The sequence below is a fragment of the Flavobacterium mekongense genome, assembly GCF_047038255.1.
GTDB lineage: Bacteria > Bacteroidota > Bacteroidia > Flavobacteriales > Flavobacteriaceae > Flavobacterium > Flavobacterium mekongense.
Genome location: NZ_CP174374.1, coordinates 2,095,909 through 2,109,129, shown reverse-complemented (window position 1 = coordinate 2,109,129; position 13,221 = coordinate 2,095,909). Strand labels below are relative to the sequence as shown.

General features: G+C 32.5%; 9 protein-coding genes. 8 read left to right on the top strand and 1 reads right to left on the bottom strand.

The window, feature by feature from the left end:
* Positions 1-95 precede the first annotated feature (95 nt).
* From ACJG85_RS09040 to ACJG85_RS09020, 5 genes are all read left to right on the top strand, one after another.
* The gene (locus ACJG85_RS09040) at positions 96-1,889 is read left to right on the top strand and encodes a T9SS type A sorting domain-containing protein (RefSeq protein WP_412476217.1); all 1,794 of its coding nucleotides are present in this window, start codon (positions 96-98) and stop codon (positions 1,887-1,889) included.
* Between the two features lie 154 nt (positions 1,890-2,043).
* The gene (locus tag ACJG85_RS09035; protein ID WP_412476216.1) at positions 2,044-2,490 is read left to right on the top strand and encodes a GNAT family N-acetyltransferase; all 447 of its coding nucleotides are present in this window, start codon (positions 2,044-2,046) and stop codon (positions 2,488-2,490) included.
* A gap of 671 nt (positions 2,491-3,161) precedes the next feature.
* The gene (locus tag ACJG85_RS09030; protein ID WP_412476215.1) at positions 3,162-3,335 is read left to right on the top strand and encodes a hypothetical protein; all 174 of its coding nucleotides are present in this window, start codon (positions 3,162-3,164) and stop codon (positions 3,333-3,335) included.
* Positions 3,275-3,463, top strand: a complete 189-nt coding sequence (locus ACJG85_RS09025; protein WP_412477190.1) for a DUF3703 domain-containing protein — start codon at positions 3,275-3,277, stop codon at positions 3,461-3,463. The genes ACJG85_RS09030 and ACJG85_RS09025 overlap by 61 nt, the downstream gene beginning before the upstream one ends.
* A gap of 595 nt (positions 3,464-4,058) precedes the next feature.
* Positions 4,059-5,099: a T9SS type A sorting domain-containing protein gene (locus ACJG85_RS09020; protein ID WP_412476214.1), complete on the top strand. Its 1,041-nt coding sequence runs from the start codon at positions 4,059-4,061 to the stop codon at positions 5,097-5,099.
* 287 nt (positions 5,100-5,386) lie between these two features.
* Here ACJG85_RS09020 and ACJG85_RS09015 read toward each other — a convergent pair whose 3' ends face one another.
* Positions 5,387-7,024, bottom strand: coding sequence for a T9SS type A sorting domain-containing protein (locus ACJG85_RS09015; protein ID WP_412476213.1), 1,638 nt, complete (start codon positions 7,022-7,024; stop codon positions 5,387-5,389).
* A gap of 945 nt (positions 7,025-7,969) precedes the next feature.
* On the opposite strand from ACJG85_RS09015, the gene ACJG85_RS09010 reads away from it, so the two are divergent.
* The 3 genes from ACJG85_RS09010 to ACJG85_RS09000 all read left to right on the top strand — a co-directional run bounded on the left by ACJG85_RS09010 (position 7,970) and on the right by ACJG85_RS09000 (position 11,767).
* Entirely contained in the window at positions 7,970-10,339 is a 2,370-nt protein-coding gene (locus tag ACJG85_RS09010) for a TonB-dependent receptor (RefSeq protein ID WP_412476212.1), read from the top strand.
* Between the two features lie 19 nt (positions 10,340-10,358).
* Positions 10,359-11,177 carry a DUF4249 domain-containing protein gene (locus tag ACJG85_RS09005; protein WP_412476211.1) on the top strand — a complete coding sequence of 273 codons (819 nt, stop codon included), beginning with the start codon at positions 10,359-10,361 and terminating at the stop codon, positions 11,175-11,177.
* Positions 11,178-11,518: 341 nt separating this feature from the next.
* Positions 11,519-11,767, top strand: coding sequence for a hypothetical protein (locus tag ACJG85_RS09000; protein WP_412476210.1), 249 nt, complete (start codon positions 11,519-11,521; stop codon positions 11,765-11,767).
* Positions 11,768-13,221 lie beyond the last annotated feature (1,454 nt).

Here is a 13,221-nt window from a genome sequence, read left to right as displayed (position 1 = left end):
TCAATTTTTTATAAAATTTTATTAAGATTCCAAAAGTATTTTAGTGAGCAACCTTTCACTTTCTGGTGCATCTCTCAAATAATAAATAAAAAGCTATGAAAAACAGTAAAATAAAAATTATCCTTAGTTTACTCATATTTCCATATGTCCTGTTTTCGCAAGAAACAAGAAAAGTATTGTTCATTGGAAATAGTTATACAGCGGTTAACAATTTACCTCAGATTATTGCAAATGTAGCAGCTTCAACTGGCGATACATTAATTTTTGACAGTAATACACCTGGAGGAAACACATTATTGCAACACAGTACAAACACCGTTACACAAAGTAAAATTATGGCAGATGACTGGGATTACGTTGTCTTCCAAGAACAAAGTCAACAACCAATAATTGATGAGAGTAATTTTTTTCATGGAGCCGAAAATTTGAAGAACTTGGTCAAACAATTTAATCCATGTGCTACTCCAATGCTCTACATGACATGGGGTCGAAAAAACGGAGATCCCTTAAACTGTGTAAATATTCCTGTAATGTGTAGTTATGAAGGAATGGATACAGCACTAAAAAATGCCTATTTGGGGCTAGCTTCTTATCTGAGAACCGAAGTCTCTCCAGTCTCTGTTGTTTGGAAATACCTTCGTCAAAACTATCCCAACATTGAATTATATCAAATAGATGAAAGCCATCCTTCTGCAGCAGGATCTTATGCAGCAGCTTGTAGTTTTTATGCAACTATATTTAAAAAAGATCCAACTTTAATAACTTTTAATTATAATTTGAACCCTGTTGAGGCAGCAATTATTAGAAATGCTGCAAAAATAAATGTTTATGACAACCTAAGTACTTGGGATTATAAACATATGCCGATTGCTGATTTCACATATACTATTGGAAGTGGTACAAATGAAGTTATATTCAATAATACAATGCAAAATGTAGATACTTATTTGTGGGACTTCGGGGACGGAACAACAAGTTCAACCGTTTTGAATCCTACTCATAGTTATACAAACAACGGAACATATACTATTACACTCACTACATCAAATTGTGATTTACAGGGTGAGCATCAATCGACGCATTCCGTTGTGGTTAGTTTTTGCTTACATACACCTACTATATCTCCTGAAATCCTTACACTTTGTCTTGACAGTTCTGATACCATTTGGACGGAACCAGCAGATTCCTACCAATGGTATGACAACGGGATACCTATACCAGGAGCTACCAATCAAAGCTTAGAAGTGTCACTTTCATCGATGGGCATTTTTAATATAAATTCCCCTAGCGTAGAAACAACAATAAATGGTTGCTCAGAGTTATCTAAGACTTCCCAAGTAAAAAGACATCAGTGGTCAGAATTTGGCATCTCATTTTTTAGTTTGAACGTCAATGGGAATATCATAAATGATAATCAAGTTTGCAATGATGAAACACTTTCTTTAGAAATATATTTTGACGCTAATTATATTTCACAATGGTATAAAGATGATATTGCAATTCCTTTTGCTAACAATGACACATTGATTGTCAACGAAACTGGAACTTATAAAGTAAGAATAGACCATCCTTCTTGCCCAAATATGGGATTTTTCTCTGATGCGGTGATGGAGCCTCTTTCATTTGAGTTTATTGATTGTTCATTGGGGAATATTGAATTTCCCAATGATTTAATTATTTTTCCAAATCCAGCTCAAAACATCCTAAACATCCAAACGCAACAAACCTTAACAGAAGCCGCTGTTTACAATATGCTAGGCAAAAAAGTAACCATTAATCAACTTTCTCCATATTCAATTGATGTTTCAAGCCTTGCTAAAGGAATGTATATCATCAAGTTTAGGGATAAAAACGATAGAACTATTTATTCAAAATTCATAAAAGAGTAATAAATAAAAAGTAAGTTAAAAATCATGTAAATATTAAAAAATGCAACAACAATAGTTTTAACTATTAGTTAGCGGTCAGGCTAAAGCGATACAACCAAAACAAGAAACGATTGACAGTTTGGAGCAAAATGAAAGAAATAAAATAAACTAAATTATGATTATTAGAGAAGCTAAAATAGACGACATAAAACAAATTCAAATTATAAGAAACTCTGTGACGGAAAATACTCTGTCAAATCCTAACTTGGTAACAGACGAAGATTGTGAAGAATTTATTACCAAAAGAGGAAAAGGATGGGTTAGCGAAATAGATGGACAAATCGTGGGCTTTGCAATTGCCGACCTAAAAGAAAATAACATTTGGGCTTTATTTTTAGATCCAAGATTTGAGAAAAAAGGTATTGGACAACAGTTACACAATACAATGTTGGACTGGTATTTCACGCAGACAAAGGAAAAAGTTTGGTTAGGTACAGAATTCAATACAAGAGCAGAACAGTTTTACAGAAAAGCAGGCTGGAAAGAAGTTGGAGCACACGAAACAAACGAAATCAAATTTGAAATGACATATAGTGACTGGAAAACAAAATCTAACAGCTGATAGTAAACAAAACAGACGATTGTTTTTCATATACTAAACAAAACGAAACTTATTTCATACCTAACATCAGGTATATTAAAATGATAAAAAAATTAAACTTTTAATAATCAATGTTTTATTAAATTCTATTAAGATTCCAAAAGAATTTTAATGAGCAACTTTTCACTTTCTTGTGCATCTTCAAATAATAAATAAACAAGCTACGAAACGCATTAAAATAAAAATCATACTTAGTTTATTCATATTTCTATAATTCCTGTTTTAGCAGCAAACAAGAAAAGTTTTATTCTTAGGAAATAGCTACACCTATGTTAACAACTTGCCTCAAATAATCTCAGAGCTGGCTACAAATAACGGTGATATATTAATATATGTATAGTAGTTTAATTGGTGGCTATACCCTGCAAGCAAAACATCACAAAATAAAATCATCTCTAACGATTGGGACTAGATTGTATTACAAAAACAAAGTCAACGACCTGTTTCCCAGTTGACTCTTCATTTTTTAATGGATTTTCAGAATTAAATAGTTTTATTAAACATAATAAGCCCTGTGCCCAAACTACGTTTTCATGACTTAGACGCATCTTATTAGAGATTTGCAAAACTGTACAATTAATCCAAATGTCTGCACCTATACTAGTATGGATGATCTAATACAAGATAGATATATGAGCTTTTCTAATACATTGGAATCAGAAGTCACTCCGGTCGGTTTGGTTTGGAGATACATCAAAGAAAATTATCCCGGAATTTCGCTATATCAAGCAGACGGTAGTCGACCATTCACTTTGTTGGTAAAGTTCCGACAGGAAATCTTGGTGGCTCCAATGTCCACCCGTTAAAACCATTTCCAATTGAAAAAGAATTGCTGGATATACTTAACAAAGCTGAAAAAAGAATTATCCTAATCAATACTCTTTTGTTTAAACCCCACAAAAATTACCTGACATTAGGTATTTTAAAACTATAATCAATAGCATAAATTCATAGCTGTTTTAAATTAATTTTTAATCAAAATATGCTATGAAAAAAATTACACTAATAACAATTATACTTGCTTTTTCAAGTATTTTTTATTCAGACAAGTTACATCTGAAGTTTCAAAAATATAAGCCGAATTTTTGACCTTAACTATCATCCAACTATACCAATTAAGGGCTTTGCAGTTACATTAGTAAACATTTGGATAACTGTTTATTCAATTGATCCTCAAAACTCCAAGGACATTCTACTACTCTGACTCTAAAACAAATTTAGAAAAACTTATATAGTTTGAATGATGGAGGATTAACTTAACAATAATAGCAACTAATTGGAAAAATCATGTAATGAAATACTAAAAAAATTGTTAAGCAATAATTTAGAAGATGTAAAAATAAGACTAAATCTAAAATTAACGAACTTAAAACCTTCACAATGAATCAAGACACCGAAAAATAACTTACTCAATTAACTTATACCAAATTCCATTTGGAAAAACACAAAAGAAGTAATCGTGTAAACTTGTCTCAACATCATTAACATCTCATAAAATTAAAATTATAAATCTATTTAAAAATAAAAAAATGAAGAATACTTTAAAAATAATCATTGCCCTACTATTTTCAACTTTAAGTTGGTCTCAATCAATAATTACAAGAAACAATTACTTTAATATTGGTGACAGTGTTTTAATAAAACATAAATTTGACATAGAATTAGTACAGTTCTCAAACATACCAACCGGTCCCAATGTTATTTGGGACTTTAGTAATATGAATTTTGAACATCCAAGTGTCATTATTGACACCATATCATTTAAGGCACCGAATGGCACTCCTTTTTTTCCTAATACACCAGAAACCGATTATAGTGCTGCAAATTTATGTTCTTTGCTATATACCGACCCCTTTAGTTCCTCAAACCACAGCTATAGCTATTACAATATAACTGAAGAAAAAATAGAACTCATTGGTCAATGGGCAAATAATCCTGCATCCGAAATTTGGAATGACCGATTCACAAACACCATAACAGAGTTACAATTTCCTTTTACCTATCTCGATAATTTTCAGGATATGTTTCATAGAATTTTCTATGACAATTCTCTAGGCAGTAATGTGGAAATAAATGGATCTATTACAGTATCAGCCGATAGTTATGGCACACTAATCTTACCCAACAATCAAACTATATACAACGCTTTAAGAATCCATCGTCATGAACAAGGTACCAGAATCAGTGTGGAAGGTGTAGCTTTTAATCATGAGCAACATTCATATACTTGGTATGCGCCCAATATGAGGGGCTATTTATTAAAGTTAAACATGTCTTTGAATGACCCGGAACAAATTGATACAGCCGATTTTGTCCCTTTCTCAATTTTAAACACTCCTAATAATGTTCAAAATAATATAGAAATATTCCCAAATCCAACTCAAAGTATAATCAAAGTTATTACAGATATTAGCATAAAATCAATAGCAATTTACAATCTATCATCACAAAAAATATTGGAGACCAACTCCATAGAAATAGATTTATCAATCTTAGAATCAGGAATTTACTTTTTAGAAGTAACAGATATCAACAATAATTTGATACGAAAAAAAATTATTAAAGAATAAAAATTGAATTACTTGGTGATTACTAAACAAAAATTCAGAGTGTTTATTAATACATACTTATCAAAATAGCCAATTTATTAATTAATCTTAGGTAGAAAAACTATTAGTTTATTTAAATCATACTGGAAACTATTTATTTTATGACGGCACTATCCCAAAAAGTGTGTAAGTATAAAAAAAAGGGGGGTTAAACCCCCTTTTTTTTATACTTACACACAGTTAGCCAGATACTACCTTGGTGACTTTTCAAAATTTCAAGTAGATAAAAGAGTTCATAACCAAAATGATTATTTTTTTATCAATTTTTCGACATAAATATTACTCTCGGCCATTAATCTCACATAATAAACCCCTATACTTAAAAACGACACATCAAATTCATTATTGGCTATCGGTGTTAAGGTTTTTATCTCCCTTCCCAATTGATCAATTATTACTATTTTATATATACCTTCTATACCTTCTATAGTAACAATATTCTCTGCCGGATTTGGAATAAGCTTAATAGAAATTAACTGGCTCTCATCAATTCCCAATGACTCATTACACGATTGATCATCATAATTTATTGGAATATCTACCTCAACCATGTTAATAGTATTGATAATCAACTGTTGGTCACTAAAAGAGGAACCGTCCAAAGACATCAAAGCAATGTCAGAAGCCACATCATTGGCCACTATTACTCTGTTTGATTCTCCGCAGTTCAATTGGTCCAAACTGGTAGAATGAATATAATTCAAATGATATCTGATATCATAATCTGTAGTTCTACCTGCTCCATACACCATATTATCGTCAATAACAATACCATATAACTCTAAGTGATCTACAACATCAAAATGCCCGTTTAAGATATCTTTGGAATGTATGATATCCCCTCCAACCGGATCAATTTCTCCAATACCGGTATAATGTTGAAAATATATTGAATCTTCTAGTGGCTGTATAGAGTTCCCGACAACTGTATCATCATTACTAAAAAAACCGTCAGTGATAAAATAGAGCTTATTGTTATTAGCTTTCTTAAACTCCCAAAATGATCCATAATCGTTAACTATAAATGTATTTTCATCAAAACTTGAGGGAATCATTCTTGCCCATTTTAGCGTATTGTTGGAATCTATCGAAAAATAAGATGAAGGACCACCTATAATAATATTGTCATTACTATAACTAATGGCGCAATGAGCATATAATGTTCCTAAGGTATTTGAATGTATTACCGTTCCATTAACAAAATCTAGGTTTTGTGTTAACCGAACAACTGGTAAACCAGTATTTACAGACGAATTAGGATCTTCATTAATATAGTCACCTACAGCAACGATATTCTCATCAGAGTCAAACAAGACATCACGGTAGGTAATGGATGGAGATGAAACGGCTCTGATAGCATTACCTTCCAAGTCGAACTTAACTATTTTGTCTCCCAAAACAGCAAACAGATGAGTACTGTTTAATATCAATTTAGGATCAAAACCGGGGAACTCATCTGCTATTTTCTTAGAAAACAAGACATGTCCGTCAGAATCTAATTTTATCAATAAATATGCTGAGTTAGAGTTTATGCTTAAAAAAGTACCTAAAGCAAAAATTTCTCCTTCTGCATTTAATACCACTGATTTAATTAGAAAAGACTCATATGGAATGAAATTCAAAGGCAGATAACCCTTGTACCAATTCACGTTGCCATCTTTATTTATTTTAGATACCGTTCCGTAAAAAGCAATTACAGGAAAGGCATCAATATTTCTAAAGGTACCAGCAGCTATTAAAGATTCATTAGCATCTATAATATCATAAAACTCTTGTTGATCTGTGTTATCAGTGCCTGATACTTTCCCAAATGATTTCTGATAATATTGGCTTTGAGCCAATTGAACCAATAATAAAAATAAAATTGTAATAGTTGTCTTTCTCATAAGTTTTTGATTTTGCTTAAAATTGTTACATCATTAAATGACAATGCTGAAAAACAGATGTATTAGAATAACAAACTTGAACTTTCTTTGGAATGACAAGATTGTTAAGAACAGTACTTTTCATAAAATGTAATTTAATGTTATCTCTAAGACACCTCATGTGCTTATCACCCCAGCAAAAAACAATACTATTTCTCAAAAATCGCATAATTTACCTGATTACAGGTAGCAAAAAGGGCTTTCTTTATGACCATAGGATTGTTTGGCCCTTCTATCAATATAATTCTGCTAAAAGCCCCTATCCATTAAACAAATAATAGCATGTAAAAAATGCCTCATTAGGGTATGGTAATTTAGATTGTAAAAAAATCTGAAGAATAATATAAGACTTAATCACATATTAAAAGAACAAAATGTAATGTATACAAAGGAATAATTAAAATATAGATGGTATCAAAGTGCTAAAGCGCTTTCATCTAAATACGAACAATTGAATCCCAAACAGATAAGCAAGATTACATTACGTGGAATCTAATAAGTTACAATTATGAATAAAAATACATTAAATCAGGTATTTTCTGCATCGGCCTATAGTGATAGCTTTGTTCAACTTTCTAATCAAAGAATTGAGACAGTAATTCTTTAGGCATCGAAGTATATTAAATAACCCAACCTCTTTTACAATAATACAATCACTCTAATTAAACATTATTATCATTAAAGTGGAAGTCACAGCCTGAAACAAAATAAAACAAGTAAAAACTTAGCACAAAATAAAATGACAAAATAAGTATTCCAATAGCATTTCTATCAAACTAATAAAGCCCAAAATATTAATTAAATCATTAAACGAATCATAAAACATATCATTGACCTCTAAAACAGTGCTAACAGGAGTTCAAATGTTTTTACACAACAATCATTAATCATAAAAGCAATCAATCAATGAAATTTTTCCTAAGCGCCTTTTTATTCCTATTGTCTTTATCAAATGCCAGTTCACAAGAAAGATTTACAATGAGTGGAACTATTACCGACATTGCCGGTAATGAGAAACTCATAGGAGTAAACTTTTTCATCAAAGAATTAAACACTGGAGTTACTACAAACGAATATGGCTTTTATTCAATTTCACTTCCTGCCGGTAATTATACTATAGTGGTAAGTTATCTTGGTTATCAAACTTTCTCAGAAAAAATTACTCTTAATGAAAACATCAAAAAGAACATCACATTATCAGCCAACAACCATCAACTGGAAGAAGTAGTGATTAAAAGTCAACATAATACAAATAATGTCAGACGCCCTGAAATGAGTACCAACAAATTAACAATTGCCGAAATAAAAAAAATGCCGGCTGTTCTTGGTGAAGTTGATTTACTTAAATCAATTCTATTGCTTCCGGGAGTTACCAATTCAGGTGAGGCTTCCTCTGGATTTAACGTTCGTGGTGGTTCGGCAGACCAAAACTTGATTTTATTGGATGAAGCTACCATTTACAATTCATCTCATTTATTTGGATTCTTCTCTGTATTCAATTCAGATGCTATCAAAGATCTTAAATTATACAAAGGAGGGATTCCGGCACGCTACGGTGGGCGAATATCTTCAGTTCTTGACATTTATCAAAAGGATGGAAATAGTAATGAATTTCACATGAATGGTGGTATTGGGCTTATTTCAAGTCGCTTGTTAGCTGAAGGTCCAATAAAAAAAGATTGGGGCTCGTTTCTTGTGGCAGGACGAGGTTCTTATGCACATCTTTTCTTGAAACTATCTGACAATGATAACTCAGCATATTTTTACGATTTGAATACTAAATTAAGTTACAAACTTAACGACAACAATAACCTATTTTTATCGGGCTATTTCGGAAGGGATTTGTTCAGAATAAAGAACTTTTTCAGCAATACTTACGGAAATACAGTTTTCAACTTACGTTGGAACCATCTATTCTCTAACAAAATATTCTCAAACCTGTCAGTAATTTATAGTGATTACTATTATGGTTTAACGGTTGATTTTGAAGGATTAGATTGGGAGTCAGGAATTAAAAATTACAACCTCAAATATGATTTCAAACATTATTTAACAAATAAAATAAAACTAACTTATGGAATGAGCTCAATATATTATGAATTCAATCCGGGAACTGTAAGTCCGTCCGATAGCTCTTCAGGAATCAATCGAACACAATTGGATTACAAATATGCGTTTGAGCCTTCACTATATGTTCAGGCCGAACAAGACATTACAGATAAGTTGTCAATCAATTATGGGGTGAGATACAGTATGTTCTTTCGATTGGGTGAACAAACACTAAATACTTACGCCAACAATCAAGCAGTTGTATTCAATGAAATCTTAGGAATTTATGAAAGCGCAACCCCAAACGGTTCCTTTTATACTCCAACCTGGAGCACTATTGCCAAATTTGATAATCTTGAACCGCGTATGGCAATCGTTTATAAATTAAATAATCAGGAATCATTAAAAGCTAGTTACAACAGAATGAGCCAATACTTACACCTAATTTCAAATACGGCCTCAGCAACACCCTTAGATGTCTGGGCTCCTAGTGACAACTATATAAAACCTGAAATTTTAGACCAGGTTGCTATTGGTTACCATAGAAACTTTAAAGACAATGCCTACACTCTGGAAGTTGAAAGCTATTTCAAAAAAATCAAAAACAAAGTCGATTACATCGATGGTGCCGATTTGATTGCCAACAATACCATCGAGCAAACCATACTCAACGGAAGAGCCAGAGCTTATGGTTTGGAAGTATTATTACGGAAAAACACAGGCAAATTAACCGGATTTCTATCATATACTCTTTCAAAATCAGAACAACAAACACCTGGGAGAACAGCCATTGAAACCGGAATCAATAATGGTAATTGGTATCGTGCAAGCTATGATAAAACACACAATCTGGCAATTACAGGTGCTTACTCTCTTACTAATAAATGGGCATTGGGGGGAACGTTCACTTTACAATCAGGAAAAGCAGCAACTTTTCCAAACGGACAATATGTTTACGGAGGTATTGTAGTTCCAACATATGAGTCAAGAAATGCCAGTAGGCTGCCTACTTATCATCACTTAGACATCTCAGCAACCTATACCCCAAAACCAACAAAAAAAGAGGGATGGCAAAGTGAATGGGTGTTTAGCGTCTACAATTTGTATAACCGCTCAAATGCTGCCGCAATGTCTTTCAACCAAAATGAAACAACCGGCAAAAATGAGGCAACACAATTGTCAATCTTCGGAATCATTCCGAGTGTTTCTTATAATTTTAAATTCTAGATAAAATCAATAATACTGTATGAAAAATATCAAATACTTAATAATTCTTTTGGCCGCAATTGTATTCACTAGTTGCGAAGAGGTTGTTAATGTCAACCTTAATACTGCTCCTCCAAGGCTTGTAATTGATGCCTCTATCAACTGGGTCAAAGGCACTGATGGTAGTCTTCAAAAAATAAAACTAACCACTACAACTGGCTTTTACCAAAGTACCGTTCCTGTAGTTTCAAATGCTATAGTAACAGTAACCGACAGCAATAATAATGTTTTCGAATTTAATGAAATGCCTCAAACTGGAGAATATGTATGTAATAATTTCATTCCGGTTATTGGTCAAACTTACTCCCTAAAAGTTATTAGCGGAGGTCAGACCTATGTTGCCACAGAAAAAATGATTGCTTCCCCAGACATTGAAAATGTTGAGCAGAGTGATGAGGGAGGAATCACCGGTGACTTGGTTGAAATAAAGTTCTTTTTTCAAGACAATGGTTTAGAAAATAATTTCTACATGACTGCTGTTGAAACCAGTATTACTGTTTTTCCTGATTATGATGTTTACGATGATACTTTTACACAAGGGAACCAAATCTTCGGACTGTACATGAGTGAAGATCTGAAACAAGGTGATGAAATGACATTTTCGTTATTTGGGATTTCACAGCAATACAAGAATTACATGAACATCCTTCTTCAAATTTCAGATGGTGAAGGCGGACCCTGGCAAACACAACCTACCAATGTGCGCGGAAACATTATAAATCAAACTGACACCAAAAATTTTGCATTAGGTTATTTCCGTCTTTCAGAAGTCGATAAAATGCAATATACCGTTCAATAAATCTAATCAATTGTGAATTCCAATAAGCTAATATTTTAAAATGAGAACGCCATTAAATGCAATCCTCATTGAGAAAATCAATTTAACCTAATCAATATAGATGGAATATCACAAACATTAAACGACTTATAACTAATAACAATCATCTACAGTGAACTCGCAATAACAAGAATTAATTCATATCCCAAAGCGTCATTTTATAATATAGCTAGTCAATTTTCACATATAAAACGACATTATTAAAAAAGAAAATTTCTTAACTAAAGTTAAGTAGAATTCATATCTATCACTACTAAATTTGAATTGTTGAATCATTATTAACATTAAATAAATCAAAAAAAATGAAAAAACTATTTCTTGCCTTACTACTCTTAGTAGGAATTTCGCAATCTATGAATGCCGCCAATTCTGCAGTTAATACAGTAACATTTCAAGTTGAAACTACTTCCGGAAATTGGACAACTATTTACACCTATACCTTTATAGATTTCAACGGAAATGGCTGTTTAGACCAATGGGAAACGTGTCTTTTAATGTCCATTCAATACATTGAAGAATATGGTGGTAAGCGTTACTACCTTGAGTTATAAAAATTTAAAAGTATAGTCATTAATACATCTTACAAACCATCAATTTTAATTAAAAAGCAGTTCAAAAACTGCTTTTTTTTTATCCTTAATGTTGGTAACTCCTACATTAAAATATCATTTCACTAATATATTTAGTATCTCGGATCAAGAAATTGAAATTTCTTTTAAGAATAAGTATTTTCATTTGATTGTCTCCACGTTTTACCGAAGCGGTTAACAAAGTTGAGACGGTACGGTAAGATATAGGTTCTCTATAATAAACTCCTGCTCATGTCCGGACTTCAACATCACCTCCTCATTTTATCCAACAATTCCACCGCTTCATAAGGAATCCAATATAATCCTAAGTACACGGCTATATTCACCATCGGTTCAGGTATTAGGTTGCAACTTGTTTCCCCTTCTTATGCAAGCATAAATACTTTTACAATATCTGCCATCAAATACATCACATCCGAATATCCGGAAAGGCTCAATTGAATAGTGTCCTGCTTCTTCTTAGGGTTTTGTGATTACAAAACACAAAATGTTTTTCGGCCAGTTGGCGTAAATTATCGGGGAAATAAGTAATTCTTTCCATAAAAGTTATTTTATAAATTATTACTAGTGCCGTAGGGACAACATATCGGTAGAAAAAATGTCAAAAAATCCAAAATCCCGTAGGGATGTTATTCAGTTAGTATTCAACAGCGCAAGCTCAGCTGCAACTAAAACCATCCTAATTAACCCCAAAGTAAACTGTACACAAGCATTATTCTGCAGCACAATCTAGCAAAGTGTTACTTCAACCTGTGGGTTGTCCTTAGCACATTGTATATTAAATTGAGCTACAGCAACGCATTTATGCCAAAATCGGGTATCGGTTTCCCAGTCCCGTTCCGGGTTGTGATTCAATATATAAGGCACATTCGCTTTTTCAAGAGCAAGCCGCAGACCGTTACGTAGCACTTGGTCAAAAAAATATTCCTTACTGGCTCGTTTGGTTTTAAGGTGTCTGGGCTTATGCAACAGCACCATAGCAGTAATAATTCCTTTAGTCTACTCAGCTATCTCGTTTATCAGGTGCGAACCGGTAACAGAAACATAAGAAATCACCAAGATAGTATAGTGCCGCTCTCGGTAACACACAAATGCTGAATGTACCTTCTGCCTTCAAAATAATGTTGGTAACAGTTTGGCTTTCAGGCTGTGATAAAGTAATCGGTAGACTAATGCCTACATAATAAATAGTCTCTTCAATTTTTATTTACCCAACTTCAAGAATAGAAAAACTAATCATAAAAATCGGTCACCCACAAAAGCAATCACTCCCAAACCGGTCAGCAAAAAAATATTGGGATAGATTCTTGAATCTATGTAATAAAAAAAGATTTGAATATATTGTACCTTTAGATGTATAATTAAAAAAAGATTAACTCTTTATTAATTGCGACAACCGTATAAAATTTAAAATC